25 protein-coding genes are annotated in these 25609 nt (G+C 68.9%); 19 read left to right on the forward strand and 6 right to left on the reverse strand.

Features of this window, described 5'->3' with window-relative positions; all coding sequences use genetic code 11:
* Positions 1-133 precede the first annotated feature (133 nt).
* The 15 genes from atzF to AACL56_RS04195 all read left to right on the forward strand — a co-directional run bounded on the left by atzF (position 134) and on the right by AACL56_RS04195 (position 15024).
* Complete coding sequence (gene atzF, locus AACL56_RS04125; RefSeq protein WP_339088562.1) at positions 134-1894, forward strand: allophanate hydrolase; 1761 nt, start codon at positions 134-136, stop codon at positions 1892-1894.
* Positions 1895-1913: 19 nt separating this feature from the next.
* On the forward strand, positions 1914-2918 hold the full coding sequence (locus AACL56_RS04130; protein ID WP_339088563.1) for an ABC transporter substrate-binding protein: 1005 nt from the start codon (positions 1914-1916) through the stop codon (positions 2916-2918).
* A gap of 132 nt (positions 2919-3050) precedes the next feature.
* Entirely contained in the window at positions 3051-3878 is an 828-nt protein-coding gene (locus tag AACL56_RS04135; protein WP_339088564.1) for an ABC transporter permease, read from the forward strand.
* A 123-nt stretch (positions 3879-4001) separates the two neighbouring features.
* A complete protein-coding gene (locus AACL56_RS04140; RefSeq protein ID WP_339088565.1) occupies positions 4002-4835 on the forward strand; it encodes an ABC transporter ATP-binding protein in 834 nt (277 codons plus the stop codon).
* 31 nt (positions 4836-4866) lie between these two features.
* Positions 4867-5079: an AtzG-like protein gene (locus tag AACL56_RS04145; protein WP_339088566.1), complete on the forward strand. Its 213-nt coding sequence runs from the start codon at positions 4867-4869 to the stop codon at positions 5077-5079.
* Positions 5076-6533, forward strand: coding sequence for an AtzE family amidohydrolase (locus tag AACL56_RS04150; RefSeq protein ID WP_339088567.1), 1458 nt, complete (start codon positions 5076-5078; stop codon positions 6531-6533). Before AACL56_RS04145 ends, AACL56_RS04150 begins: the two co-directional genes overlap by 4 nt.
* Positions 6530-6913, forward strand: coding sequence for an oxalurate catabolism protein HpxZ (gene hpxZ / locus AACL56_RS04155; RefSeq protein WP_339088568.1), 384 nt, complete (start codon positions 6530-6532; stop codon positions 6911-6913). The genes AACL56_RS04150 and hpxZ overlap by 4 nt, the downstream gene beginning before the upstream one ends.
* A 53-nt stretch (positions 6914-6966) precedes the next feature.
* Positions 6967-8088 (forward strand): BMP family ABC transporter substrate-binding protein, encoded by a 1122-nt coding sequence (locus tag AACL56_RS04160; RefSeq protein WP_339088569.1) that lies wholly within the window; start codon positions 6967-6969, stop codon positions 8086-8088.
* Between the two features lie 118 nt (positions 8089-8206).
* Positions 8207-9295 carry an ABC transporter permease gene (locus tag AACL56_RS04165; RefSeq protein ID WP_339088570.1) on the forward strand — a complete coding sequence of 363 codons (1089 nt, stop codon included), beginning with the start codon at positions 8207-8209 and terminating at the stop codon, positions 9293-9295.
* Positions 9292-10215 (forward strand): ABC transporter permease, encoded by a 924-nt coding sequence (locus AACL56_RS04170; protein WP_339088571.1) that lies wholly within the window; start codon positions 9292-9294, stop codon positions 10213-10215. Before AACL56_RS04165 ends, AACL56_RS04170 begins: the two co-directional genes overlap by 4 nt.
* Positions 10216-10220: 5 nt before the next feature.
* On the forward strand, positions 10221-11213 hold the full coding sequence (locus AACL56_RS04175; RefSeq protein WP_339088572.1) for a formamidase: 993 nt from the start codon (positions 10221-10223) through the stop codon (positions 11211-11213).
* 7 nt (positions 11214-11220) lie between these two features.
* Positions 11221-11937 carry a cysteine hydrolase family protein gene (locus tag AACL56_RS04180; RefSeq protein WP_339088573.1) on the forward strand — a complete coding sequence of 239 codons (717 nt, stop codon included), beginning with the start codon at positions 11221-11223 and terminating at the stop codon, positions 11935-11937.
* A 5-nt stretch (positions 11938-11942) separates the two neighbouring features.
* A complete protein-coding gene (locus tag AACL56_RS04185; protein ID WP_339088574.1) occupies positions 11943-13535 on the forward strand; it encodes an ABC transporter ATP-binding protein in 1593 nt (530 codons plus the stop codon).
* On the forward strand, positions 13532-14245 hold the full coding sequence (locus tag AACL56_RS04190) for a cysteine hydrolase family protein (RefSeq protein WP_339088575.1): 714 nt from the start codon (positions 13532-13534) through the stop codon (positions 14243-14245). Before AACL56_RS04185 ends, AACL56_RS04190 begins: the two co-directional genes overlap by 4 nt.
* Before the next feature lie 29 nt (positions 14246-14274).
* Positions 14275-15024, forward strand: a complete 750-nt coding sequence (locus AACL56_RS04195) for a GntR family transcriptional regulator (RefSeq protein ID WP_339088576.1) — start codon at positions 14275-14277, stop codon at positions 15022-15024.
* 370 nt (positions 15025-15394) lie between these two features.
* Here AACL56_RS04195 and AACL56_RS04200 read toward each other — a convergent pair whose 3' ends face one another.
* On the reverse strand, positions 15395-16369 hold the full coding sequence (locus AACL56_RS04200; RefSeq protein ID WP_425336981.1) for a tripartite tricarboxylate transporter substrate binding protein: 975 nt from the start codon (positions 16367-16369) through the stop codon (positions 15395-15397).
* Positions 16370-16407: 38 nt separating this feature from the next.
* Positions 16408-17646 (reverse strand): flavin-dependent oxidoreductase, encoded by a 1239-nt coding sequence (locus tag AACL56_RS04205; protein ID WP_339088578.1) that lies wholly within the window; start codon positions 17644-17646, stop codon positions 16408-16410.
* Between the two features lie 104 nt (positions 17647-17750).
* On the opposite strand from AACL56_RS04205, the gene AACL56_RS04210 reads away from it, so the two are divergent.
* Positions 17751-18662: a LysR family transcriptional regulator gene (locus AACL56_RS04210; RefSeq protein WP_339088579.1), complete on the forward strand. Its 912-nt coding sequence runs from the start codon at positions 17751-17753 to the stop codon at positions 18660-18662.
* A 9-nt stretch (positions 18663-18671) separates the two neighbouring features.
* On the opposite strand, the gene AACL56_RS04215 is transcribed toward AACL56_RS04210, so the two are convergent.
* The gene (locus AACL56_RS04215) at positions 18672-19475 is read right to left on the reverse strand and encodes an exodeoxyribonuclease III (RefSeq protein ID WP_339088580.1); all 804 of its coding nucleotides are present in this window, start codon (positions 19473-19475) and stop codon (positions 18672-18674) included.
* Positions 19476-19487: 12 nt separating this feature from the next.
* Here AACL56_RS04215 and pyrE point away from each other — a divergent pair, with 12 nt between their 5' ends.
* Positions 19488-20171, forward strand: a complete 684-nt coding sequence (gene pyrE, locus AACL56_RS04220) for an orotate phosphoribosyltransferase (RefSeq protein ID WP_339088581.1) — start codon at positions 19488-19490, stop codon at positions 20169-20171.
* Positions 20172-20182: 11 nt separating this feature from the next.
* Positions 20183-20884, forward strand: a complete 702-nt coding sequence (locus AACL56_RS04225; protein ID WP_339088582.1) for a DUF4124 domain-containing protein — start codon at positions 20183-20185, stop codon at positions 20882-20884.
* A 103-nt stretch (positions 20885-20987) separates the two neighbouring features.
* Here AACL56_RS04225 and gatB read toward each other — a convergent pair whose 3' ends face one another.
* From gatB to gatC, 3 genes are read right to left on the reverse strand one after another with little or no spacing between them, the layout of a single operon-like run.
* Positions 20988-22481 carry an Asp-tRNA(Asn)/Glu-tRNA(Gln) amidotransferase subunit GatB gene (gene gatB, locus AACL56_RS04230; protein WP_339088583.1) on the reverse strand — a complete coding sequence of 498 codons (1494 nt, stop codon included), beginning with the start codon at positions 22479-22481 and terminating at the stop codon, positions 20988-20990.
* A gap of 1 nt (position 22482) precedes the next feature.
* The gene (gatA, locus tag AACL56_RS04235; RefSeq protein WP_339092795.1) at positions 22483-23997 is read right to left on the reverse strand and encodes an Asp-tRNA(Asn)/Glu-tRNA(Gln) amidotransferase subunit GatA; all 1515 of its coding nucleotides are present in this window, start codon (positions 23995-23997) and stop codon (positions 22483-22485) included.
* The gene (gatC, locus tag AACL56_RS04240; protein WP_339088584.1) at positions 23997-24296 is read right to left on the reverse strand and encodes an Asp-tRNA(Asn)/Glu-tRNA(Gln) amidotransferase subunit GatC; all 300 of its coding nucleotides are present in this window, start codon (positions 24294-24296) and stop codon (positions 23997-23999) included. Before gatC ends, gatA begins: the two co-directional genes overlap by 1 nt.
* Positions 24297-24511: 215 nt before the next feature.
* Between gatC and AACL56_RS04245 the strand changes: the two genes are divergently transcribed.
* On the forward strand, positions 24512-25555 hold the full coding sequence (locus AACL56_RS04245) for a rod shape-determining protein (RefSeq protein WP_007833435.1): 1044 nt from the start codon (positions 24512-24514) through the stop codon (positions 25553-25555).
* Positions 25556-25609 lie beyond the last annotated feature (54 nt).

Below are 25609 nucleotides of genomic sequence, written 5' to 3' on the forward strand. Positions count from 1 at the left end.
CGCAGTGGCCCTCACCCCGACCCTCTCCCCAAGGGGAGAGGAAGCAAACCCCCGCCTGATCTGATCCACGCTGCGGCACGTTCCCGCTGGCACGCCGCTTGCATCTCGACTTGTACACAAGTTTGGATGCCTGATGATGGTGCATGAAGTCAACGGATCGCCTGCCGCCGCCTGGATCGCGAAGTTCGCGCAGCCCATGGTGGATGCGCGCGCCGGAAACGCCCCGGATTCCGCCCTGCCGCTCGCCGGGCTGCGGTTCGCGGTCAAGGACAACATCGACGTGGCCGGCGTGCCCACCACGGCCGCATGCCCGGCGTTCGAGCGTCGTCCAGCAGCCCATGCGACAGTGGTGCAGCGCCTGCTCGATGCCGGTGCATCTCTGGCCGGCAAGACCAACCTCGACCAGTTCGCCTGCGGCCTGAACGGCACGCGCTCGCCGTACGGCGAAGTGCCCAATGCCTTCGATGCGCGTTACGTTTCGGGCGGCTCCAGCTCGGGGTCGGCGTATGCGGTGGCGGCTGGCGAGGTCGACTTCGCGCTCGGCACCGACACCGCCGGCTCGGGGCGGGTACCGGCCGGGCTGAACAACATCGTCGGCCTGAAGCCCTCGCGCGGCCTGCTGAGCGCCTACGGCGTGGTGCCCGCGGCGCAGAGCGCCGACTGCGTCTCCATCTTCGCGCGCACCGTCGCCACCGCCGTCGACGTGCTGCTGGCCGCTGCCGGCCGCGATGCGCGCGATCCGTATTCGCGCGATCTCGCACTGCGCCGCCAGCCGCTGCCCGCGCGCTTCCGCTTCGGCGTGCCCGATACGCTGGACTTCTTCGGCGATGCCGATGCCGCGCAAGCCTTCAACGACGCCACGGCGCGGCTGCTGGCCATGGGAGGCTCGCCCGTCGTCGTTCCCTACGCACCTCTGGCCGAGGCGGCCGCGCTGCTGTACGAAAGCGCGCTGGTCGCCGAGCGCTACGCCGCGGTGCGCGAGTTCTTCGACGAGCACGCGGATGAAGTGATCGAGCCCGTGCGCGGCATCCTTTCGCGGGGCCGGTCCTACAGCGCCGCCGACGTGTTCGACGCCCAGACGCGCCTGCGCGCGATCGCCCAGCGGGTCGAGCCGATGTGGCGCGGCATCGACGTGTTGGTGGTGCCCACCGCGCCCACGCATTACACGCGCGAGCAGATGCGCGCCGACCCGGTGGCGCTCAACCGCAACCTGGGCGCGTACACCAACTTCGTCAACCTGCTCGACTACGCCGCGCTCTCGGTGCCCAGCAGCCTGCGCGCCGACGGCCTGCCGTTCGGCATCACGCTGATCGGGCCCTGCGGCAGCGACCTGGCGCTGGCCGACCTGGGCCAGCGCTTCCACCACGCCACCGGGCTCACGCAAGGCGCCATCGGTACGCCGCTGCCCGCGCCGCGCGCCATTGCCGGCCTGGCCGCGCACGGTGCCGACATGCTGCCCATCGCCGTGGTCGGTGCGCATCTGTCGGGCATGCCGCTGAATGGCCAGCTCACCGAGCGCGGCGCCACGCTGCTGCGCGCCACGACCACCGCGGCGGCCTACCGCCTGCACGCGCTGCCGGGCACCGTGCCGCCCAAGCCCGGACTGCGGCGCGTGGCCGACGCTGAGGCAGGGGCTGGCGTCGCCATCGCGCTCGAGGTGTGGGCCGTGCCGCTTGCGCAGGTCGGCAGCTTCCTCGCGCTGATTCCGCCGCCGCTGGGCCTGGGCAGCGTCGAGCTCGCCGACGGCACGTGGGTGAAGGGCTTCATCTGCGAAGGCCACGCGCTGGCCGGTGCGCAGGACGTGAGCTCCCACGGCGGCTGGCGCGCCTACGCGGCGAGCCTCGCTGCCGCCCCGGCCCCCGCGTCCGCCTCCACATCCTCTTCTTCACTTTGACATCGACCCAGGAGTTCCGATGAGCACCCAAGACCAACCATCCGCATCGCATCGCCGCCGCCAGCTGCTGCAGGCCGGCGCCGCGGGCCTGGCCGTGCTGGCCGCGCCGGCCATCGTGCGTGCGCAGGGCTCGCCCAGGCTGCGCATCGGCTTCTGGCCGGTGGCCGCGGGCCTGCCGTTCTTCGCGGCCGTGGACAAGGGTTACTTCAAGGAAGCCGGGCTCGACGTCGAGCCGCTCAAGTTCGCCGGCGCGCAGCAGGTGATGGAAGGCATGCTGGCGGGCCGCTGCGACGGCAGCGCCAATGGCACCGGCTCGGCCAACCTCGCCATCGGCGAGATCGCGCAGCCCGGACTTTTCAAGATCTTCTGCACCAACCCGAGCAACGCGAAGTTCGTGCTCGACGAGTTCATCGTCGCCAAGGACAGTCCCGTCAAGACCGTGGCCGAGCTGGCCGGCAAGAAGATCGCCTCGGGCCCCGGCATCCAGAACGTCACGCTGTGCAAGACCATGCTCGAGCGCGCCGGCGCCAAGGGCGCGGTCGTGAGCGAGCTGCCCATCGGCCAGCACGTGGCCGCGCTGGTCGCGGGCCAGGTCGACGCCTGCTACACGCTCGAGCCCACCGGCACGGTGGGCCGCATGAACGGCACCACCCGCGTCATCGAGGCCGGCGTGGTCGCGAAGTACATCCTGGGCGACCCGATGGCGCCTTGGCATGGCGGCGCCGCCAGCCTCACCACCGAGTTCATCAGGAAGAACCCGGAGGCGGCGAAGAAGTACATCGCGGCGTATGCGCGCGGCGTGGAGCTGGTGCGCAACCAGCCCGACGAGGCGCGCCAGTTCATGAAGGGCTACACCGCCATCGAAGGCAAGCTCACGGCCGAAGTGCCGCTCGCTTCGTACATGCTCTACAACGAGTTCAAGCCGAGCGACGTCGCGTACTTCCAGAAGTTCTACGACCTGTTCACCGAGAAGGGCATCTTCGAGAAGAAGGTCGCGGTGGAACCCCTGCTCTACAAGGCCTGACATGAGGCTCGCCCCCAGCCTTCGCGCACTTCGTGCCGCTTCGTCGACCCCCTGCCGGGGGCAACACCGGAGGCCCGGCAAGGCCGGTTACTCGGTGTTCTTGGGAAAAAGCAATCCAGAAGGAGCATTGAAATGAGCGAAGCCACCACCGCCACGGCCGCGCCGTGGACGCCGCCGGCCGCCACGGCCACCGCGGCGCCGAAGCCGCCGCTGCGCGACCGGCTGCTGCCCTTCATCGGCCCGGTGGTGCTGTTCATCGCGTGGGACTTGGTGGTGCGGCTGGGCTTCATCAAGCCGATCCTGCTGCCCACGCCCGCCGACACCATCGCCGCGCTCGTCACCGGCCTGGCGGGCGGCCCCTTGCTCACCGACTTCGCGATGACGGTGTGGCGCACGCTGCAGGCCTTCCTCATCGCGGCGGTGGTCGGCGTGCCGCTGGGCGTGCTGCTCGGCAGCAACGAGCGCGCCTATCGCAGCGTGGAGTTCCTGATCGACTTCTTCCGCTCCACGCCGTCGTCCGCGCTCATTCCGCTGTTCCTGCTGATCTTCGGCGTGAGCGACGTCAACAAGGTGGCCATCGCGGCCTTCGGCGCACTGCTCATCGTGGTGTTCAACAGCGCCTACGGCGTGATGAACGCACGCAAGCAGCGCGTGATGGCGGCCAGGGTCATGGGCGCCTCGCGCTGGCAGGTCTTCAAGGACGTGCTGATCTGGGAGAGCCTGCAGCCCAGCTTCGTCGGCCTGCGCTCGGCGGTGTCGATGGCGCTGGTGATCGTCATCGTGGCCGAGATGTTCATCGGCTCCGATACCGGCCTGGGCCACCGCATCATCGACGCGCAGCAGGTGCTCAACGTGAAGAGCATGTATGCGGCCATCCTCGCGGCGGGCGCGCTGGGCTATGCGCTGAACATCCTCTTCCTGATCGCGGAGCGCCGCATCGTGCACTGGAGCGGAAGGTAATGGACAACCCCTGCGCTCGCTCGCTTCGCGCAGCCGCCAACCCCTTGCGAGGGGGCCCGGCCTGCGGCCCGGCAAGGCCGGTTCCGCGGCAGCTCACCCACGGACCCGAACAGGAGCGCAACCATGCGAGCTTCGACTGAAACCGTGTTGAACGGCCCGGTGTATGCCGACGTACCCAAGCCGGTCTTCAAGCCGGGCCCGGTGGGCACGCACATCACCATTCGCGGCCTGACCAAGTACTTCGCGGGCTGGCCGCTGTACGAGAACTTCGACCTCGACATTCCCAAGCACCGCATCGTCTCGGTGTTCGGGCCCAACGGCTGCGGCAAGTCCACGCTCATCAACATGATCGCGGGCCTCATCCCCATCGATTCGGGCGAGATCCTGTTCGACGGCAAGCAGCGCAAGGACACCAAGATCGGCTACGTGTTCCAGAACTACCGCGAGGCGATGTTCCCGTGGATGCGCACCATCGACAACATCGCCTATCCGCTGAAGCTCGAAGGCCGCAGCAAGGCGGAGGTCGACCGGCGCATGGAAGAGCTGGTGGCGTCCTTCGACGTCAAGTTCGACCTGAAGCGCTTTCCTTACGAGCTATCGGGCGGCCAGCAGCAGACGGCGTCGATCATGCGCGCGCTCGCGCCCAACCCCGAGGTGCTGTTCCTCGACGAGCCTTTCTCGGCGCTCGACTTCGAGATGACGCTCTTCATCCGCGAGAAGCTGCAGGAGGTGTTCATGCAGACCGGCACCACCATGCTGCTGGTGTCGCACGACCTCGAAGAGGCGGTGTACCTCGCCGACGAGGTGCTGCTGCTGACCAAGCGCCCCACCAGGGTGGCCGAGATCCTGCGTTACCGCGATGCCCGCCCGCGCACCGTCGAGACGCTGAGCACCGAGAGCTTCGTCGCGATGAAGAAGCTCAGCCTCGACATCTTCCAGCGCGAGGTTCGCCGGTAGGGCGCCTTCAGCAGGAGCAAGGAGCAACGCGATGACCATGACCCCCGCACAGATCGAGAGCTACGTCGACGCTGCCGCCGCGGCGCTCGAGTTGCCGCTGTCGCCCGCCCACCGGCCCGGCGTGCTGCGCTATTTCGCGCTGGCCGCCGACTTCGCCGCACTGATCGAGGCGGTGCCGCTGTCGATGTCGGCCGAATCCGCCGTGCATTTCTCGCCCGTCGAACCGGTGGAGAAAGAAGCATGAACGCCGCCGGACTCCTCGGGCGCGACGCTTGCGCCATGGCCGATGCGGTGCGCACCGGCGCCGCCACCGCGACCGCGCTGGTGCAGGCCAGCCTCGACCGCGTGGACGCCACCGACGACAGGGTCAACGCCTTCACTTCGGTGCTGGCCGAACGCGCGCTGCGCCGGGCCGCTCAGGTCGATGCGTCGCTCGCCTCGGCGCATGGACCGCGCACCCGCGAACTGCCGTTGCTGGGCGTGCCCTTCGCGGTGAAGAACCTCTTCGACATCGCCGGCCTGCCGACCTTGGCCGGCTCGAAGATCGAGCAGCGGACCGCTCCCGCGCGCGCGGACGCCACGCTGGTGCGCCGGCTGGAGCGCGCAGGCGCCGTGCTGGTCGGCGCGCTCAACATGGACGAGTACGCCTACGGCTTCACCACCGAGAACAGCCACGAAGGCCCCACGCGCAACCCGCACGATCTCGCGCGCATCGCGGGCGGTTCCTCGGGTGGCTCGGGCGCGGCCGTTGCGGCCGGGCAGGTGCCGCTGGCGCTGGGGTCCGACACCAACGGCTCGATCCGCGTGCCGGCGTCGCTGTGCGGCGTGTTCGGCCTGAAGCCCACCTTCGGGCGGCTGCCGCGCACCGGCAGCTTCCCGTTCGTGTCGAGTCTCGACCACCTCGGTCCGTTCGCGCGTTCGGTGCGCGACCTCGCGCTGGTGTACGACACGATGCAGGGGCCTGAAGAAGCGGGCACGCCGCACGACCCCGGCTGTGCGCAGCGCGCGGCCGAGCCGGTGTCGCCGTCGCTCGGCCACGGCACGCGCGGCCTGCGCGTCGGCGTGCTCGGGGGCTATTTCAGCGAGCGTGCGGGCGCGGACGCCCTGGCCGCGGTCGGCCGCGTGGCCGACGCGCTCGGTGCGATCGTCTCGCGCGGCAGCGTCGACCTTCCGATGGTCGAGGCCGGGCGCGCGGCCGCGTTCCTCATCACCAACGCCGAAGGCGCTGCGCTGCACCTGCAGGACCTGCGCCGCCGCGCGCAGGACTTCGAGCCGCTATCGCGCGACCGCTTCCTCGCGGGCGCGCTGCTGCCGGCCGCATGGGTGTCGCGCGCGCAGCGCGTGCGCCTGGCGTATGCCGAGGCCGTGGCGCGGCTGTTCGGCCGCTACGACATCCTGCTGGCGCCAGCCACGCCCGAAGCCGCCACGCCCATTGGCGCCGAGACCTTCGAAGTCAACGGCCACGCGTTGCCGGTGCGTCCCAACATGGGCCTGCTGACGCAACCCTTCTCCTGCATCGGCCTCCCGGTGTGCGCGGTGCCGGTGTGGGGCGCGCACGCCAGCCTGCCGATCGGCGTGCAGGTGATCGGCGCGCCCTGGCGCGAAGACCTCGTGCTGCGCGTGGCCGCCGCGCTCGAGGCCACCGGCGTGGCGCACGCGCCCGTGGCCGCGCTGTCTCCTGAGAAAGCCACCGCATGAACATCGACGACATCAACCTGCCCGACGTGCTTGCCGAGGTGCAGGCCGCCTTTGCCCGCTACGAGGACGCGCTGGTGAACAACAAGGTCGAGGTGCTCGACGAACTGTTCTGGAACAGCCCCACCACGCTGCGCTACGGCGCCACCGAGAACCTCTACGGCTACGACGAGATCCGCGCCTTTCGCGCATCGCGCCCGTCGCAGGGCCTGGCGCGCGAACTGCTGGCGACCGTCATCACCACCTACGGGCGCGACTTCGCCACCGCCAACTGCGAGTTCCGCCGCGAGGGCGCGGCGCGCACCGGGCGCCAGAGCCAGACCTGGATGCGCACGCCCGAGGGCTGGCGCGTCGTTTCGGCGCACGTCAGCCTGCTGGGCTGAAGCGCGGATCTCTTTGCACCCACCCTCACTTTTTTCCAAGATCGGAGCATGTGATGACCAGCCAATTCAACCGCCGCGATTCCCTCAAGACACTGGCCGCCCTGGGCGCCGCCGGCTCCCTGGGGGGCTGGAGCGCGCTCGCCGGCGCGCAGGCCAAGCCGCTGACGGTGGGCGTGATCTACGTCGGCGCGCGCGACGACTACGGCTACAACCAGGCGCACGCCATGGCCGCCGCCGAAATCAAGAAGATGCCCGGCGTGAAGGTGGTCGAGGAGGAGAACGTGCCCGAGACCGCCGCCGTGCAGAAGACCATGGCCGGCATGATCTCGCAGGACGGCGCCAAGCTGCTGTTCCCGACGTCCTTCGGCTACTTCGACCCGCACATCCTCGCGGTCGCGCCGAAGAACCCCGACGTGCGCTTCTCGCACTGCGGCGGCCTCTGGACCGAAGGCAAGCATCCGAAGAACGTGGGCAGTTTCTTCGGCTACATCGACGAGTGCCAGTTTCTCAACGGCGTGATCGCCGCGCACATGACGAAGAGCAACAAGATCGCCTTCGTCGCGGCCAAGCCGATTCCGCAGGTGCTGCGCAACATCAACGCCTTCACGCTCGGTGCGCGCTCGGTCAAGCCGAACATCACCTGCAGCGTGATCTTCACGGGCGACTGGTCGATGGCAGTGAAGGAAGCCGAGGCCACCAACAGCCTGGCCGACCAGGGCTGCGACGTGTTCACCATGCACGTGGACGGCCCCAAGGTGGTGGTCGAGACGGCGGCCAAGCGCGGCAAGATGGTCTGCGGCTACCACGCGAGCCAGGCCAAGCTGGCGCCCAATGCCTACCTCACCGGTGCCGAGTGGAACTGGCTCACTGCCTACAAGACCGCCATCGAGGCCGCGCAGACCGGCAAGCCGCATCCCAACTTCCTGCGCGGCGGCCTGAAGGAAGGCTACGTGAAGATGTCGGCCTACGGCCCCATGGTGCCCGAGGCCGCGCGGAAGCAGGCCGACGACATCAAGGCGAAGATGGTCGCGGGCAGCTTCGACATCTTCAAGGACGGCATCAAGGACAACAAGGGCGCGGTGGTGGTGCCGGCGGGCAAGGTGCTCAAGCAGACCGACCTCGAGCTCGAGAAGATGAACTACCTGGTCGAAGGCGTCGTGGGAAGCATCGGATGACATCCCCCAGGCTTTGCGCACTTCGTGCCGCTCCGCCGATTCCCCTTGCAATGGGGCGCCGCCAGCGGGCCGGCGAAGCCGGTTGCGCAACGGCCCTGATCTGAAAGCAGGCTCCATCATGCGGCGTGTCCTTGGGGAGTTCGCATTGCCGGTGTTCGCCATCGCCGCGGCGCTGCTGCTGTTCGGCCTGGTGGCGGCCCTGGCAGGGGTCGATCCGGTGGAGGTCTGGGCCACGCTGTTCAAGGGCGCGTTCGGCGACTGGTTCTCCTGGCAGAACACGCTGCAGCGCGCCGCGCCGCTGATGCTCACCGCACTGTGCGTGGCGCTGCCCGCGCGTGCGGGCCTGATCGTCATCGGCGGCGAGGGCGCGCTGGTGCTGGGCGGGCTGGCCTGCGCGGCGCTTGCGCATGCGGTGCCGCTGCCGGACAACGCGGCTGGCACCGTCGCCGTCTGCGTCGCGGGTGCGGTCGCGGGCGGGCTGTGGATCATGCTCGCCGGCTGGCTGCGCCAGTACCGAGGCATCAACGAGACCATCAGCAGCCTGCTGCTGGCCTACATCGCCATCGGTATCTTCAAGCACCTGGTCGAAGGCCCGCTGCGCGACCCCGCGAGCCTGAACAAGCCCTCGACGCACGCGCTGGACGAGGGGCTGCGCATCGGCGGCATCGGCGGCTCCGACGTGCACTGGGGCCTGGCGATCGGCGTGGTGGCCTGCCTGGGGCTCGGCGTGTGGCTGCGCGCCACGGCCTCCGGGTTCTCGGTGCGCGTGGTGGGCGGCAACCCGCGCACCGCGCAACTGGTGGGCCTGCCGGCCACGCGGCTCATTCTTTCGGCCTGCGGGCTCGGCGGTGCGTGCGCAGGGCTCGCGGGCGCGGTCGAGGTGGCGGCGGTGCACACCAACGCCAACGCATCGCTGATCGCGGGTTACGGCTATGCGGGCATCCTGGTGTCGTTCATCGCGCGGCACAACCCGGTGGCCATCGTGCCGGTGGCCATCCTGTTCGGAGGCTTCGGCGCGGCGGGCAGCCTCCTGCAGCGGCGCGTCGGCCTGCCCGACGCCTCGGTGCTGGTGCTGCAGGGCATCGCCTTCGTGCTGATCCTGGCGAGCGAGGGCCTGCGCACGGTCGACTGGAAGAAGTTCGGCGACCGCATGCTGCCCGAGGCGAAGACCTACGACACGAACCACGACAGGAGTGCCCCCGCATGACCGCCGACCAGTGGATCGCGCTCATCGCAGGCATCGTCGGCGGCGCATTGCGCGTGGGTGCGCCGTTTCTCTTCGTGAGCCTGGGCGAATGCCTGACCGAGAAATCGGGCCGCATCAACCTCGGCCTCGAAGGCGTGCTGGTGCTGTCGGCCATGGCGGCCTTCGGTGGCGCGTACCTCACCGATTCGGCCTGGCTCGGCGTGCTCGTCGGCGCGGTGGCTGGCGCCCTGCTTGCGCTGCTGCACGGGCTGCTGTGCTCGCTCGACAGGGTGAACGACGTGGCCACCGGCATCGCGCTGATGCTGCTGGGCACCGGGCTCGCGTTCTACCTGGGCAAGCCGCTGATCCAGCCGCAGGCGCCGCAGATCCCGGCGATCCCGCTGGGCTTCTGGAGCGACAACCCGGTGGTGCGCTCGGCGCTGCAGCTCAACGCGCTGGTACCGGTCGGCGTGGCGCTTGCGGTGCTGCTGTGGTGGGGCTTCGCGCGCACGCGCCTCGGCCTTCTGGTGCGCATGGCCGGCGACTCGGCGCAGGCGACGCGCGCCCTCGGCTATTCGGTGTCGGCCCTGCGCATCGCGGCGACCACCGCTGGCGGCTTCATCGCCGGGCTCGGCGGCGCGTCGCTCACGCTGTTCTACCCGGGCAGCTGGAACGAGGGCATCTCCAGCGGGCAGGGCCTGATCGCCGTGGCGCTGGTGATCTTCGCGCGCTGGAGCCCGCTGCGCTGCGTGGGCGCGGCGCTGCTGTTCGGCGGCGCGGGCGCCATCGGGCCGGCGCTGCAGTCCATCGGCATCGGCTGGGGCTATCACCTCTTCAACACCGTGCCCTACGCGCTCACGCTGGTGATCCTGGTGTTCACCTGCAGGCCGGGCAGCGCGGCCGCCGGCAGCCCCGGCGAACTTTCATCGACAAGGAGCTGAACTTCATGAGCGGTCTCGGAGGCCTCAACAAATCGGCGCACGGCGTGGTCGTCGGGCTGGTGCAACTGCAGTTGCCGGACGTGAAGACGCCGGCCGACCTGGCCGCGCAGACGCGGCGCATCTGCGAGCTGGTGGGCAAGGCGCGCCGCAACCAGGGCTCGATGGACCTGGTCGTGTTCCCGGAGTACGCGCTGCACGGCCTCTCGATGGACACCAACCCCGAGATCATGTGCACGCTCGACGGACCCGAGGTGGCCGCCTTCAGGCAAGCCTGCGTCGAGCACCGCATCTGGGGCTGCTTCTCGATCATGGAAGCCAACCCCGGCGGCAATCCGTACAACAGCGGGCTCATCGTCGACGACTGCGGCGCCATCAGGCTCTACTACCGCAAGCTGCATCCGTGGGTGCCGGTCGAGCCCTGGGAGCCGGGCAACCTCGGCGTGCCGGTGTGCGAGGGCCCCAACGGCAGCACGCTGTCGCTCATCATCTGCCACGACGGCATGTTCCCCGAGATGGCGCGCGAAGCGGCGTACAAGGGCGCGGACATCATCCTGCGCACGGCCGGCTACACCGCGCCGATCCGCCACGCCTGGAAGGTCACCAACCAGGCCAACGCCTTCTGCAACCTCGCTTACACCGCGAGCGTGTGCCTGTGCGGCAGCGACGGCACCTTCGACTCGATGGGCGAGGGCATGTTCTGCCACTTCGACGGCACGGTGATGGTCGAGGGCGGCGGGCGCGCCGACGAGATCATCACCGCCGAGCTGCGGCCCGACCTCGTGCGCGAGGCGCGCACCGGCTGGGGCGTGGAGAACAACATCTACCAGCTTTACCACCGCGGCTACGTCGCGGTGAAGGGCGGCGCGCAGGACTGCCCCTACACCTACATGCGCGACATGGCCGCCGGCACCTACAGGCTGCCGTGGAGCGCCGACGTGAAGGTGACCGACGGCAGCTCCTGCGGCTTCGCGCCGCCCGAACGCAACTACGCCGGATGAACGCGCCATGACCACGACGACCCCTGCCAGCACCACCGTACGCCACGTGGCGGCCGAGCCCTATGCATGGCCCTACAACGGCGCGCTGCGCCCCGACAACACCGCGCTGGTCGTGATCGACATGCAGACCGACTTCTGCGGCAAGGGCGGCTATGTCGACGTGATGGGCTACGACCTGTCGCTGGTGCAGGCGCCGATCGAGCCGATCGCGCGCACGCTCGCGGCGCTGCGTCCGCTGGGCTATCACATCATCCACACGCGCGAGGGCCACCGGCCCGACCTGGGCGACCTGCCGGCCAACAAGCGCTGGCGTTCGCGGCAGATCGGCGCGAACGGCGTGGGCATCGGCGACGACGGGCCGTGCGGGCGCATCCTGGTGCGCGGCGAGCCGGGCTGGCAGATCATTCCGGAGCTGGCCCCGCTGCCCGGCGAGGTGGTGATCGACAAGCCGGGCAAGGGTTCGTTCTATGCAACGGACCTGGAGCTCATCCTGCGCACGCGCGGCATCGAGAACCTGATCCTGGCGGGCATCACCACCGACGTGTGCGTGCACACCACGATGCGCGATGCGAACGACCGCGGGTTCGAATGCCTGCTGCTGTCCGACTGCACGGCGGCCACGGACCGCGGCAACCACCTGGCGGCGTTGAAGATGATCACCATGCAAGGCGGCGTGTTCGGTGCGCACGCCACCTCGACGGCCCTGCTGGCCGCGCTGGGTTGAACGCCATGGGCGCCATGTCTCCTCACGCCATCGGTGGCCTGCCCGCGGGCAGCGGCGCGCTCGCGCTCGACACCTACCAGCTCACCAAGCGCTTCGGCGCCTTCACCGCGATGGACCGCGTGACACTGCGCGTCGAACCCGGCACGGTGCACGCGCTGCTGGGCGAGAACGGGGCGGGCAAGAGCACGCTGGTGAAGTGCGTGGCCGGCTTCCAGCGCGCGGAGGAGGGCAGCATCCTGATCGATGGGCGCGAGCAGGACATCGCCAACCCCATCGTCGCGCGCGCGCTCGGCATCGGCATGGTGTACCAGCACTTCACGCTCGCGCCGGGCATGACGGTGGCCGAGAACCTGCTGCTCGCGGGCGGCAAGACGCCCGCGCTGATCGACTGGAAAGCCAAGCGCGCGGAGCTCAAGGCATTCCTGGCGACCACGCCGTTCAGCCTCGACCTCGACGTGCGCCCGTCGGAACTGGCTGCCGGCGAGAAGCAGAAGCTCGAGCTGCTGAAGCAGCTCTACCTGAAGCCGCGCCTGCTGATCCTCGACGAGCCCACTTCGGTGCTCACGCCGCAGGAGGCCGACGAGGTGCTGGGCCATGTGCGCGAGTTCGCGCGCAGCGGGCTGTGCACCGTGCTGATCATCACGCACAAGTTCCGCGAGGTGATGGCCTATGCCGACAGCGTGACGGTGCTGCGCCGCGGCAAGGCGGTGCACCATTGCCGCGTGGCCGACACGAGCCCGACGCAACTGGCGCAAGCCATGATGGGCGGGGAACAGGCGGCGGCGCCTCCGCAGGCCGCGGCCCGCAGGAAACCCCTGCCTGCCGATGCGCCGGTCGCGCTGAAGGTCGACGGCCTGAAGGCGCAGGGCGACCGCGGCACGCTGGCTCTGCACGGCCTCAGCCTGTCGGTGCGCGCCGGCGAGGTTCTCGGCGTGGCGGGCGTCTCCGGCAACGGGCAGCGCGAACTGGTCGAGGCGCTCGTGGGCCAGCGCCCGCGCCTTGCGGGGCAGGTCACGGTCATGGGGCGGCCCTACGGCGCACAGCGCGCGGAGAACCGCATGCTCAAGGTGCGCAGCCTGCCCGAGGAACCGTTGCGCAACGCCTGTGTAGGCGACCTCAGCGTGGCGGAGAACATGGCGCTGCGCGATTTCGACCAGCCGCCGCTGTCGCGCGGCGGCGTGCTGCGCTTTTCGCGATGGCGCAGCCGGGCGCGCGAATGGATCGCCGAGTACGGCGTGAAGACGCAGGGCGAGGGTGCGCCGATCCGCAGCCTGTCGGGCGGCAACGTGCAGCGCGCGGTGCTGGCACGCGAACTGGCGGGAGACATCAACGTGCTGATCGCGGCGAACCCGGTGTTCGGCCTCGACTTCGCAGCGGTGGCCGAGATCCACTCGCGCATCGTGCAGGTGCGGGAGAAGGGCGGCGCGGTGCTGCTGGTCAGCGAAGACCTCGACGAACTGCTGGAGCTCGCCGACCGCATCGTGGTCATGAGCGAAGGACAGGTCGTGTTCGAGACCCCGGCCGCGGGCGCCGAGCGGCACGTGATCGGCGCCCACATGGGCGGCGGGCATCACGAGCCCGCGAAGGAGGCCGCATGAACACCGGACCTGCGACGAGGCAACCGGCGAGCCGCACCCTGCGCATCGAACGAGCCCTGCCGTTTCCCTACGAATTCGATATCGCCCGCACGGCGCTGGTGCTCATCGACATGCAGCGCGACTTCATCGAGCCCGGCGGCTTCGGCGAGACGCTGGGCAACGACGTGTCGCTGCTCGAAGCGATCGTGCCCGCGACCCGGCGGGCGCTCCATGCATGGCGGCAGGCCGGCGGGTTGGTGGTGCACACGCGCGAGGCGCACCTCGCCGACCTCTCCGACTGTCCGCCCGCCAAGCGCAACCGCGGCAACCCCACGCTGCGCATCGGGGACGAAGGCCCGATGGGCCGCATCCTCGTGGCGGGCGAGCCGGGCAACCGGATCATCGATGCGCTCGCACCCTTGGATGGCGAGATCGTCATCGACAAGCCGGGCAAGGGCGCCTTCTATGCGACAGGCCTGCACGAACGGCTGCAGCAGCGCGGCATCACGCACCTGCTGTTCGGCGGCGTGACCACCGAGGTGTGCGTGCAGACCAGCATGCGCGAAGCCAACGACCGCGGCTACGACGGCCTGCTGCTCGAGGATTGCACCGAGAGCTACTTCCCGGCCTTCAAGGCCGCCACGCTCGACATGGTGCGCGCGCAGGGCGGCATCGTCGGCTGGACCGCGCCGAGCACCGAGCTGCTGGCTGTGCTGCACAGGCCCTCATGACTGCGGTGCCTGCGACTACCATTCCTCCCGTGTCCACCGTCCGACCCCGTCCCGAAGCTTCCGTGCCCGCCGCTGCCGCATCCACCGACGCGGCAGTCTTCCGCACGCGGGCCGACGAGGTGTACGCGCAGCTCAAGCGCGACGTGGCCGAGTTCATCCTCGTGCCGGGCGACCGCTTCACCGAGAACGAGATCAGCGACCGGCTCGGCGTGTCCCGCACACCGGTGCGCCAGGCGCTGTTCCGGCTGCAGCAGGAGGGGTTCGTCGAGGTGCTGTTCCGCAGCGGCTGGCGCGTGCTGCCCTTCGACTTCGAGCAGTTCGAGCAGCTCTACGACCTGCGCATGGTGCTGGAGACCACCGCCGTGCACCGGCTGTGCGAGACCGATCGCCACATCGATCGCCGCCTGATCGACACGCTGGCCGACATCTGGCTGGTGCCCGCTGCGCAGCGCAGCGGCGACATGGCACAGGTGGCGAAGTGGGACGAGGCCTTCCACTGCGCGCTGGTGGCCGCGGCCGGCAATGCCGAGATGGCCCGCGTGCATGGCGACGTGACCGACCGCATCCGCATCATCCGCCGGCTCGACTTCACCAAGCAGCCGCGCATCGACGCCACCTACGACGAGCATGCAAAGATCCTGAAGGCGGTGCGCGCCAATCGCGGCGACCAGGCGGCGATGCTGCTGCGCGCGCACATCGAGACCAGCCAGGCCGAGGTGCGCAAGATCACGCTGCACCAGGTGCATCTTGCGCGGCACGCGGGGAAGACGCCGCGCTGAGAGGGGTGTTGCTCCTTCCCTTCCGGGAGGAAAGGCTGGGATGGGGGCTCTCGGCTTTCGCGAAAGCGCAGCCTGTTCATGAGCCGCTGGCCCTCACCCTAGCCCTCTCCCGCAAGCGGGAGAGGGGACAACGCGGGGCGTTGGCCTTTGCAAGCGCAGCAGTCGGCTCAACGGCCGCTTGCCCCCACCCCGGCCCTCCCCCGGAAGGGGAGGGAGAAAGACAAAGGCAGCCGCTCCCGGGTATTGCTCCTTCCCCCTTTGGGGGAAGGCTGGGATGGGGGCTCTCGGCCGTCGCGAAAGCACAGCCTTTTCAAAGGCCGCTTGCCCCCACCTCAACCCTCCCCAGCAGGGAAGGGAAAGAAGCCAAAACTCAATCTGCCGTGATATTCCCGCGCTTCACCACGCCTGCCCAGCGGTCCGCATCCTTCTTCACCAGCGCGCCGAAGTCGGCCGGCGTCGAGCTCGCCGGCACCATGCCCTGCGACTCGAACGACTTCGCCACCTCGGGCTGCTTCAGCACCTTCGCGATCTCGGTATTCAGTCGCTTCACCACGTCCGGCGGCGTGCCCTTCGGCGCGAGCACGCCGTACCACATGTCGACGTTGTCGGCGGTCACGCCCGCCTCGGCCAGGGTGGGCACGTCGGGCAACTGGGGCAGGCGCTTGCCGCTGCCGGTGGCGATGGCCTTGAGCTTGCCGGCCTGGATGTGCTGCAGCGCCACGTGCACCGGCAGGAACATGTAGTCGATGCGCCCGCCCAGCAGGTCGGTCACCGCGCCCGCGGTGCCCTTGTACGGCACGTGCAGCATCTCGGTGCCGGTGCCCTGCATCAGCAGCGCCATCGACAGGTGGTGCGGCGTGCCGACGCCCGGCGTGGCGTAGCTCAGCCTGCCGGGCGCAGCCTTGGCCGCGGCCACCATCTGCTGCACCGAGGTGGCCTTCTGCACGTTCGGGTTGGTCACGAGCAGCAGCGTGCCCCACGAGGTGAGCGACACCGGCGCGAAATCGTTGACCGGGTCGTAGCTCAGCGTCTTGTAGAGGCTGCGGTTCATCACCAGCGTGTTGACCTGCACCATCAGCGTGTAGCCGTCGGGCTTGGCGCGCGCCACGCGTTCGCTGCCGATGTTGCCGCTCGCGCCGGCGATGTTCTCCACGATCACCGGCTGGCCCAGCAGCGCCGGCAGGCGCGCGGAAAGCTGGCGAGCCACCAGGTCGATGCCGGTGCCCGGCGTGTAGGGCACCACCAGCGTGATCGGCTGGTCGGGCCAGGCGTGCGCTGCGGTGGCGAGACCGGCCGCGGTGAGCAGGGTGGCGAAAGTCTTCTTGATCAATGAACGCATGAACATGCCTCCGTGTTCTTGTGTGGATGTGGGAACGAATGGATTCAGAGAAACGAAGGCCGGGCCTTCAGCGAGACCGGGTCGTAGCCGGCCACGCGCTTGTAGTTGTCCGAGATCGCCTGCAGCTCGGCCACGGGCACCACGTCCTCGATCTTCCCGAAGCGCTTGCCGCCCGCACGCTCGAAGACCTCGCGCAGGATGGCGTCGGGCGGATTGCTGCGGTTGGTCAGCACCACCTCGGTGGTGGCCTTGACGCGCACGCGGTCGTATTCGTCGAGCGCCGCGGTGCCCACGCCCATGGTCTTCAGCGCGCCCGCGAGGAAGCGCGCGTCGATGACGGCCTGGCCCGCGCCGTTGGAGCCGCGCGGCACCATCGGGTGCGCGGCGTCGCCCAGCAGCGTGAGGCGGCCGTGGGTCCAGCGCGGCAGCGGGTCCTGGTCGACCATCGGGTACTCGAGGATGGTGTCGGACGCACGGATCAGCGCGGGCACGTCGAGCCAGTCGAAGTGCCAGTCGGCGAAGGCCGGCAGAAAGTCTTCGAGGCGGCCGGCGCGGCTCCAGTCGCGCAGCGCGGGCTGGGGCGCGTGGATCTCCGCCACCCAGTTGACGAGCTGGTTGCCTTCGTCGTCAATGTCGTTGCGGATCGGGTAGATCACCATCTTGCCCACCGAGAGCCAGCCCGCGCGCACCATGCTGCCGCCCGAGAGGAAGGGCTTCCAGCGCGTGGTGCCGCGCCACATGTTCACGCCCGAATAGCGCGGCGCGCCCTCGTCCGGATAAAGCTGCCTGCGCAGCGCCGAGTGGATGCCGTCGCAGCCGACCGCGACCGCGCCGCGCACCGAAGGCGCATCGGCGAAGTGCACCGTCACGCCCTCGCCGTCCTGCTCGACGGCGGTGCAGCGGCGCCCGCACACCACGCTGTCGGGACCCAGGCGCCGCAGCGTTTCCTCGTACAGCACCTTCTGCAGGTCGCCGCGGTGGATGGAGAACTGCGGCCAGTCGTAGCCCGCGTGCTGGCCGGCGGCCTCGCGGAACACCAGTTGGCCGTGCTCGGTGAAGAACACCGCTTCCTGCGTGCGCACGCCGACCTTGTCGAGCGCGTCCAGCAGGCCGAGTTCGGAGAGTTCGCGCACCGCGTGCGGCAGCAGGTTGATGCCCACGCCCAGCGGCTTCAGTTCGGGCACGGCCTCGTACACGCGGCAGGCGATGCCGGCCTGGTGCAGGCTCAGAGCGAGGGTGAGGCCGCCGATGCCGGCGCCCAGGATGATGACTTCTTTGCTCATGGTGAAAACGCGCGTCGCGCTCGGGTTTCGTCTCCGGCCGCATTAGGAACGCAGTTCAACCATTTGGGAAATTTAGATGTGATATGGATTTATCATGAATTCTTATGAACTTGTCGACCCGCCAGATGCGCGCCTTCCTGCACGTGGCGCGCATCGGCAACTTCACCCGCGCGGCGGAGCAGGCGCACATCACGCAGGCGGGGTTGAGCATCCTTGTGCGCGAGATGGAAAAGCAGCTGGGCTGCCGCCTCTTCGACCGCACCACGCGCGTGGTGAGCCTCACGCCGGAAGGGCGGCGGCTGCTGCCGGTGGTCGAGCGGCTGGTGACCGACCTCGACGACGTGGCGTCCGAACTCGGTGCGGCCGGCGAGGCGGCGCGCCGCACGCTGCGCATCGCGGCCACGCCGCTGGTCTCGTCGCACCTGCTGCCGCAAGTCTTCAACAGCTTCCATGCGGCGCACCCGCAGGTGAGCCTGCGCCTGTTCGACGCCGACCTGCGCGACGTCGAGGCCATGGTGGCCGCCGGCGATGCCGACATGGGCCTGGGCTTCTTCTTCAAGGCGGCGCCCGGACTGCAGCGCACGCCGGTCGGGCGCTTTCACCTGATGCGCGTGTCGCCGGCCGATGACGGCGATGAAGGCCGGGCGGCGGCCGTCGGCCAGGCGCCGTGGTCGGCGCTGCGCGGCGACGAACTCATCGGCCTGCCGCCGGGCAACCCGATCCAGAAGGTGATCGACGGGCACCTGTCCACCATCGGGCTGGCCGACGCGCAGCGGCCCGCGTTCAATTTCTTCGGCACGCTGATCTCGATGGTGGAAGCCGGCTTCGGCACGGCCGTGATGCCGACCTTCGCGCTGGCGGCCTGCCGCCGCCACCGGGTGCGCACCGATGTGCTGACCAAGCCGAAGGTCGGGCTCGACTTCTACCGCATCGCCAAGCGCGGCGCGCACGAGACCGAGGCCATGCAGGCCTTCGTGGCCACGCTGGAGAAGGCGCTGCCTGCGCTGTCGCGCTGAGGAAGCCGGCTACAGCGTGAAGTCGTAGTCCACCGTGATCGGCGCGTGGTCCGAGAACTTCACGGTCTTGTAGATCTGCTCGGTGCGCGCCAGCGCGGCGGTCTTCGGCGTGGCCAGGTGGTAGTCGAGCCGCCATCCCACGTTGTTCGCGTAGGCCTGGCCGCGGTTGCTCCACCAGGTGTAGGCCTCGGCGGTGGTGTCGGGCTTGAGCATGCGGTACACGTCCACCAGGCCCGCGCCGTCGGCGCCGGCATCGAGAAGCTTCGTCATCCAGGCGCGCTCCTCGGGAAGGAAGCCGCTGTTCTTCTGGTTGCCGCGCCAGTTCTTCAGGTCGATCTCCTTGTGGGCGATGTTGATGTCGCCGCACAGCACGAACTCGCGCTCCTTCTTCAGCGCGATCAGGTGCGGGAAGAAACCCTTGAGGAAGCGGAACTTGGCCTCCTGGCGTTCCTCGCCCGAACTGCCGCTCGGGAAATAACAGCTGATGACCGAGAACTTGCGCTTGGGCGTGTCGAAGCGCAACTCGAGGTAGCGGCCCTCGGCGTCGAATTCCGCGTCGCCCCAGCCCACCACCACCTGGCTCGGTGCGTGCTTCGTGTAGACGGCGGTGCCGGCATAGCCCTTCTTCTCGGCAAAGTGGAAGTGGCCCTTGAGGCCGGCCATTTCCTCGAAACGGCCTTCGATGTCGCTGGCCTGGACGCGGATCTCCTGCATGCAAATACAATCCGGCGCAAGTTCGGCCACCCAGTCGGCCACGCCTTTGGTAGCGGCCGAACGCAGGCCATTGAGATTGAGACTGGTCAGTTTGAACACAAGGAATTTCCGATGGCTGTAGATGGTGAGAAAAGCAGCGCGGTCGCACAGGACTTCGTCCAGTTCGCACTGGATGCCGGCGTACTGCGCTTCGGCGAGTTCAAGACCAAAGCCGGTCGAATGAGCCCGTATTTCTTCAACTCGGGCCTGTTCGACGACGGCGGCAAGATCGCCCGTCTGGCCGGATTCTATGCAGACCGGCTCATCGAGAGCGGGCTCGAATTCGACATGATCTTCGGCCCCGCGTACAAGGGCATTCCGCTGGGCGCCACGGTGGCCGCGGAGCTCGCGCGGCGCGGTCGCAACTACCCTTTCGCCTACAACCGCAAGGAAGCCAAGGCGCACGGCGAGGGCGGCAACCTGGTGGGCGCGCCGCTGAAGGGCCGCGTGCTGATCGTCGACGACGTCATGTCCGCCGGCACTGCAGTGCGCGAGTCGATCGCCGCGATCCAGGCCGCAGGCGCCACGCCGCATGCCGTGGCCATCGCGCTCGATCGTCAGGAGAAGGCCACCGAGAATGGCGTCGACGTGGACCACAGCGCCGTGCAGTACGTGCGCAACCAGCTCGGCCTGTCGGTGATCGCCATTGCCACGCTGGACGACCTGCTCAGCTACCTCTCGGGCAACGCGGCCTCCGACCTGGGCGCGCACCACGAGCGCGTGCTGGCCTACCGCACGCGCTACGGCGCCCACTGAGGCAAGCCCGCATGAACGCACGCGATCACGGCCAGCCGACTCGCCTGCGGGCGGCGGCATCTTCGTTCCTGGCGGTTCCTGCCCTGTCCCTGTTTCTGTGCGGCGCACTGCATGCGCAACCGCAGAAAGTGGAAGGCGCGGCGCCGGGCATCTTCACCTGCACCGACGCGCGGGGCCGCACGCTGACGGCCGACCGGCCCATCGCCGAGTGCACCGACCGCGAGCAGCGCGAACTCAACCCGAGCGGCTCGGTGCGCCGCAAGATCGAGCCGACCTACACCGCGCGCGAACTGCAGGAGCGCGAGGATCGCGCCCGCGAAGCCGCCATCCAGGCAGCGCGCATCACCGATGAGCGCCGGCGCGAGCGGGCCCTGCTGGTGCGCTACCCCAACGCCACCACGCACGACCGCGAGCGCGCCGATGCGCTGGCGCAGATCGACGCGGTGACCCAGGCGGCGCGCAAGCGCATCGCCGAACTGGGCGAAGACCGCAAGAAGATCGACGAGGAGATGGAGTTCTACAAGCAGGACCCGAGCAAGGCGCCCGGCTCGGTGCGCCGCAAGATCGAGGACAACACGCAGAGCGTGTCCGTGCAGAACCGCTTCATCGCAGAGCAGGAAGACGAGAAGAAGCGGGTGAACGCGCGATTCGACGAAGAGCGCACACGGCTCAAGGGCCTGTGGTCGCCGCAGAACGGCGGGAATCCTCGGTAACCCCCCAGGCTGCGCGCACTTCGTGTCGCTTCGCCTTCCCCCCTGCCGGGGGCGGCACCTGCGGCCCGGCAGAGCCGGTTCCGCGGTGCTTCCTTGAAGGGCCTCAGGCCGCCAGCTTGGCCTTCAGCAGCTCGGTGACCTGCGCCGGGTTGGCCTTGCCGCCGCTGGCCTTCATGACCTGGCCCACCAGCGCGTTCAGCGCCTTTTCCTTGCCGCCGCGGTATTCCTCGACGTTCTTCGCGTTCTTTGCGATCACCTCGTCGAGGATCGTGTCGAGCGCGCCGGTGTCGGCCATCGGCTTCAGGTCTTTCGCCTCGATGATCGCGTCGACGTCGCTGCCCTCGCCGGTCCACAGCGCGTCGAACACCTGGCGCGCAGCGTTGTTCGGCAGCGTGCCGTCGGCGATGCGCCTGATCAGCTGGCCGAGCTGCTGCGCCTTCACGGGCGCAGCCTCGATGCCGATCTCTGCCGCGTTCAGGCGGCGCGCCATCTCGCCGGTGATCCAGTTGCTCGCGAGCTTGGGCGTGGCGCCCGCGTTCACGGCCTCGTCGAAATAGGCGGCGAGCGTGGCGCTCTGCGTGAGCTGCGCCGCGTCGTAGGCCGAGAGGCCATGGTCGCGCACGTAGCGCTCGGCCATCGCGCGCGGCAGCTCGGGCATCTCGGCCTTCACGCGCTCGATCCAATCGGTGGCGATCACCAGCGGCGGCAGGTCGGGGTCGGGAAAGTAGCGGTAGTCGGCCGAGTCTTCCTTGGCGCGCATCGCACGCGTCTCGCCGGTGTCCGGGTTGAACAGCACCGTGGCCTGCTCGACCTTGCCGCCGTCCTCGATCTGCTCGATCTGCCAGCGGATCTCGTAGTCGATCGCCTGCTGCATGAACTTGAAGCTGTTCAGGTTCTTGATCTCGCGGCGCGTGCCGAGCTTCTCGCCGGGCTTGCGCACCGACACGTTGGCGTCGCAGCGGAAGCTGCCTTCCTGCATGTTGCCGTCGCAGATGCCGATCCACGTCACGATCTTGTGCAGTTCCTTCGCATAGGCCACGGCCTCGGCGGTGGAGCGCATGTCGGGCTCGGTCACGATCTCCAGCAGCGGCGTGCCGGCGCGGTTCAGGTCGATGCCGCTTTGGCCGATGAAGTCCTCGTGCAGCGACTTGCCCGCGTCTTCCTCGAGGTGGGCGCGCACCAGGCGCACGGTCTTGAGCTCTTCGCCGAGGAAGAACGACACCGTGCCTCCCTGCACCACCGGGATCTCGAACTGGCTGATCTGGTAGCCCTTGGGCAGGTCGGGATAGAAGTAGTTCTTGCGCGCGAACACGCTGCGCGGCGCGATGTGCGAGCCCAGTGCCAGGCCGAGCTTGATGGCGCGTTCGACCGCGCCCTTGTTCATCACCGGCAGCGTGCCGGGCAGCGCCAGGTCGACGGCGCAGGCCTGCGTGTTGGGCTCGGCGCCGAAAGCGGTGGAAGCGCGGCTGAAGATCTTGCTCGCGGTCGAGAGTTGCGCGTGCGTCTCGAAGCCGATGATGACTTCATAGCCGCGCACCAGCGGGCCGGTCGGGCGGCCCTCTTGTTGTGCTTCGAAGGTGTTCACTGTCTCGCTCATGTCAGAAGCCTTGCGGTGCGCGCGAATGCCAGTCGGTGGCCTGCTGGAAGCGGTGACCTGCGTTGAGCAGCTTCGCTTCGCCGAAGTAGTTGCCGATCAGCTGCAGGCCCACGGGCATGCCGCCATCGAAGCCCGCGGGCACGCTCATGCCGGGCAGGCCGGCCAGCGATGCGGGCAGCGTGAAGATGTCCGCGAGGTAGTCGGCCACCGGATCGTCGCCGTGCTCGCCGAGCTTCCAGGCGGTGGTGGGCGCGGCGGGGCCGGCGATCACGTCGCATTGTCTGAAGGCCTGCTGGAAGTCGTCGGCGATCATGCGGCGCACCTTCTGCGCCTGCAGGTAGTACGCGTCGTAGTAGCCGTGCGAGAGCACGTAGGTGCCGATCATGATGCGGCGCTTCACCTCGTCGCCGAAGCCCTCGGCACGCGTGCGCTCGTACATCTGCGTGAGCGCGCTTCGCTTCTTGTCGTTCGGATCGAAGAAGTCCTTCGCGCGATGGCCGAACTTGACGCCGTCGAAGCGGCTCAGGTTGCTCGACGCCTCGGCCGCGGCCAGGATGTAGTACACGGGAATCGACAGCTCGGTGCGCGGCAGGCTCACCTCGACGCGCTTCGCGCCGAGCTTCTCGTACTCCGCAAGCGCCGCATCGACCGCCGCGCGCACGCCGGGTGCGACGCCTTCGCCGAAGAACTCCTTCGGCACGCCGATGCGCAGGCCTTCGAGCGAGTCGTTCAGCGAGCGGCCGAAGTTTTCGGCGGGCTTGTCGAGCGAGGTGGAGTCGCGGTCGAGGTCGGGACCGCAGAAGGCCGACAGCAGCAGCGCGCAGTCCTCGGCCGAGCGCGCCATCGGGCCGGCCTGGTCGAGGCTCGAGGCAAAGGCCACCATGCCGTAGCGCGAGGCGCGGCCATAGGTCGGCTTGATGCCGGTCACGCCGCAGAACGAAGCGGGCTGGCGGATCGAGCCGCCGGTGTCGGTGCCGGTGGCCGCGGGGGCCAGGCGCGCGGCAACGGCGGCCGCGCTGGCGCCCGACGAGCCGCCCGGAATGCGCTCGCGGTTCCAGGGATTGCGCACCGGCACGGCCTTGTCGTGGCCGACTGCGGGCACGGCGACGTTCTCGTTGGCCGAGCCCATCGCGAACTCGTCGCAGCTCAGCTTGCCCAGCGTGACGGCGCCGGCCTCGGCCAGGCGCTTCACCACGGTCGCGTCGAATGGCGAGCGGTAGCCCGCGAGCATCTTCGAGCCGGCTGTTGTGGCGAAATCGGTGGTGACGAAGATGTCCTTGTGCGCGATCGGCACGCCGGCCAGTGCCGGGGCGTTGCCCGCGGCGATCAGCGCGTCGGCGGCGCGGGCCTGGGCCAGCGTGGCTTCTTCGTTCACGTCGACGAAGGTGCCGAGCGACTCGTGGGCCTTCATGCGGCCCAGGAAAGCCTGCGAAGCCTCGACGGCCGAGACCTTGCGCTCGGCCAGTGCCTTGGCCAGCGCGACCACGCTCAATTGGTGCAATTCACCGCTGCTCATCATTCGATCACCTTGGGCACGAGGAACAGGCCGGCTTCGACGGCCGGGGCGCTCTTCTGGTTGGCTTCGCGGTTGTCGGGTTCGCTCACCACGTCGTCGCGCAGGCGCAGCGTGATGTCTTCGAGGGCGGCCACGGGATGGGCCAGCGGCTCGACACCGGAGGTGTCCACGGAACGCATGCGTTCGACCAGGTCGAAGAAGCCGTTGATCTGGCTGAGCATGCGCTCGCTTTCGTCAGGAGCGAGCTGCAGCCTCGCCAGCGAGGCGATGCGCGCAATATCGGAAGCGGAAAGTGACATAGAACGGAACGGCCCAAAAAAGCGGGGGGAATCGCACGCCGAAGCGGGTGCTAATACAGGAATCAGAGGGGATTCGGGTATTATCCCGCCTTTGCCGCAACCCCCGCGAACGCGCCGGCTTTTGCGCCAAAAACGATCAATCCACCCCGTCAAACGACTCAAAAAATAGAGCGACGACCTGCCGATGCGCAGGCCGTGCTCAGAGGATTCCGCACATGTTTGGAGCTTTCCGTCGGTACTTCTCCACCGACCTTGCGATCGACCTCGGCACCGCCAACACCCTCATATTCGCCCGCAACAAGGGCATCGTGCTGGACGAGCCCTCCGTCGTCGCGATCCGCCACGAAGGCGGCCCGCACGGCAAGAAGGTGATCCAGGCCGTCGGCCGCGAGGCCAAGGCCATGCTGGGCAAGGTGCCCGGCAACATCGAGGCGATCCGCCCGATGAAGGACGGCGTCATTGCAGACTTCGTGATCACCGAGCAGATGATCAAGCAGTTCATCAAGATGGTGCACCCGCGCACGCTGCTCACGCCGAGCCCCCGCATCATCATCTGCGTGCCCTGCGGCTCCACTCAGGTCGAGCGCCGCGCCATCAAGGACGCGGCCGAGGCCGCAGGCGCCACGTCGGTCTACCTCATCGAGGAACCCATGGCGGCAGCCATCGGCGCCGGCCTGCCCGTCAGCGAAGCCTCGGGCTCGATGGTGGTCGACATCGGCGGCGGCACCACCGAGGTGGGCGTCATCTCGCTGGGCGGCATGGTCTACAAGGGCTCGGTCCGCGTGGGCGGCGACCGCTTCGACGAAGCCATCATCAACTACATCCGCCGCAACTACGGCATGCTGATCGGCGAGCCGACGGCCGAAGTCATCAAGAAGAACATCGGCTCGGCCTTCCCGGGCTCCGAAGTCAAGGAAATGGAAGTCAAGGGCCGCAACCTTTCCGAAGGCGTGCCGCGCAGCTTCACCATCAGCAGCAACGAAGTGCTGGAAGCCCTGACCGATCCGCTCAACAACATCGTCTCGGCCGTGAAGAACGCGCTCGAGCAGACCCCTCCCGAACTGGGCGCCGACATCGCCGAGCGCGGCATGATGCTGACCGGCGGCGGTGCGCTGCTGCGCGACCTCGACCGCCTGCTGGCCGAGGAAACCGGCCTGCCGGTGCTGGTCGCCGAAGATCCGCTGACCTGCGTGGTGCGCGGCTGCGGCATCGCTCTCGAGCGCATGGACCGTCTCGGCAGCATCTTCACGAGCGAATAACCAAGGTACACCCCCAGGCTTCGCGCACTTCGCGTCGTTGCGCCAATCCCCTGC

Source organism: Variovorax paradoxus, from assembly GCF_902712855.1.
In the GTDB taxonomy this organism is placed as follows: Bacteria; Pseudomonadota; Gammaproteobacteria; order Burkholderiales; family Burkholderiaceae_C; genus Variovorax; species Variovorax paradoxus_Q.

Excerpts from the sequence above, each read along its gene's own strand:
- atzF (WP_339088562.1), top strand. The coding sequence starts at position 134 with ATGATGGTGCATGAAGTCAACGGATCGCCTGCCGCCGCCTGGATCGCG.
- AACL56_RS04130 (WP_339088563.1), top strand. The coding sequence starts at position 1,914 with ATGAGCACCCAAGACCAACCATCCGCATCGCATCGCCGCCGCCAGCTG.
- AACL56_RS04135 (WP_339088564.1), top strand. The coding sequence starts at position 3,051 with ATGAGCGAAGCCACCACCGCCACGGCCGCGCCGTGGACGCCGCCGGCC.
- AACL56_RS04140 (WP_339088565.1), top strand. The coding sequence starts at position 4,002 with ATGCGAGCTTCGACTGAAACCGTGTTGAACGGCCCGGTGTATGCCGAC.
- AACL56_RS04145 (WP_339088566.1), top strand. The coding sequence starts at position 4,867 with ATGACCATGACCCCCGCACAGATCGAGAGCTACGTCGACGCTGCCGCC.
- AACL56_RS04150 (WP_339088567.1), top strand. The coding sequence starts at position 5,076 with ATGAACGCCGCCGGACTCCTCGGGCGCGACGCTTGCGCCATGGCCGAT.
- hpxZ (WP_339088568.1), top strand. The coding sequence starts at position 6,530 with ATGAACATCGACGACATCAACCTGCCCGACGTGCTTGCCGAGGTGCAG.
- AACL56_RS04160 (WP_339088569.1), top strand. The coding sequence starts at position 6,967 with ATGACCAGCCAATTCAACCGCCGCGATTCCCTCAAGACACTGGCCGCC.
- AACL56_RS04165 (WP_339088570.1), top strand. The coding sequence starts at position 8,207 with ATGCGGCGTGTCCTTGGGGAGTTCGCATTGCCGGTGTTCGCCATCGCC.
- AACL56_RS04170 (WP_339088571.1), top strand. The coding sequence starts at position 9,292 with ATGACCGCCGACCAGTGGATCGCGCTCATCGCAGGCATCGTCGGCGGC.
- AACL56_RS04175 (WP_339088572.1), top strand. The coding sequence starts at position 10,221 with ATGAGCGGTCTCGGAGGCCTCAACAAATCGGCGCACGGCGTGGTCGTC.
- AACL56_RS04180 (WP_339088573.1), top strand. The coding sequence starts at position 11,221 with ATGACCACGACGACCCCTGCCAGCACCACCGTACGCCACGTGGCGGCC.
- AACL56_RS04185 (WP_339088574.1), top strand. The coding sequence starts at position 11,943 with ATGGGCGCCATGTCTCCTCACGCCATCGGTGGCCTGCCCGCGGGCAGC.
- AACL56_RS04190 (WP_339088575.1), top strand. The coding sequence starts at position 13,532 with ATGAACACCGGACCTGCGACGAGGCAACCGGCGAGCCGCACCCTGCGC.
- AACL56_RS04200 (WP_425336981.1), bottom strand. The coding sequence starts at position 16,369 with ATGTTCATGCGTTCATTGATCAAGAAGACTTTCGCCACCCTGCTCACC.
- AACL56_RS04205 (WP_339088578.1), bottom strand. The coding sequence starts at position 17,646 with ATGAGCAAAGAAGTCATCATCCTGGGCGCCGGCATCGGCGGCCTCACC.
- AACL56_RS04210 (WP_339088579.1), top strand. The coding sequence starts at position 17,751 with ATGAACTTGTCGACCCGCCAGATGCGCGCCTTCCTGCACGTGGCGCGC.
- pyrE (WP_339088581.1), top strand. The coding sequence starts at position 19,488 with ATGGCTGTAGATGGTGAGAAAAGCAGCGCGGTCGCACAGGACTTCGTC.
- AACL56_RS04225 (WP_339088582.1), top strand. The coding sequence starts at position 20,183 with ATGAACGCACGCGATCACGGCCAGCCGACTCGCCTGCGGGCGGCGGCA.
- gatB (WP_339088583.1), bottom strand. The coding sequence starts at position 22,481 with ATGAGCGAGACAGTGAACACCTTCGAAGCACAACAAGAGGGCCGCCCG.
- gatA (WP_339092795.1), bottom strand. The coding sequence starts at position 23,997 with ATGAGCAGCGGTGAATTGCACCAATTGAGCGTGGTCGCGCTGGCCAAG.
- gatC (WP_339088584.1), bottom strand. The coding sequence starts at position 24,296 with ATGTCACTTTCCGCTTCCGATATTGCGCGCATCGCCTCGCTGGCGAGG.
- AACL56_RS04245 (WP_007833435.1), top strand. The coding sequence starts at position 24,512 with ATGTTTGGAGCTTTCCGTCGGTACTTCTCCACCGACCTTGCGATCGAC.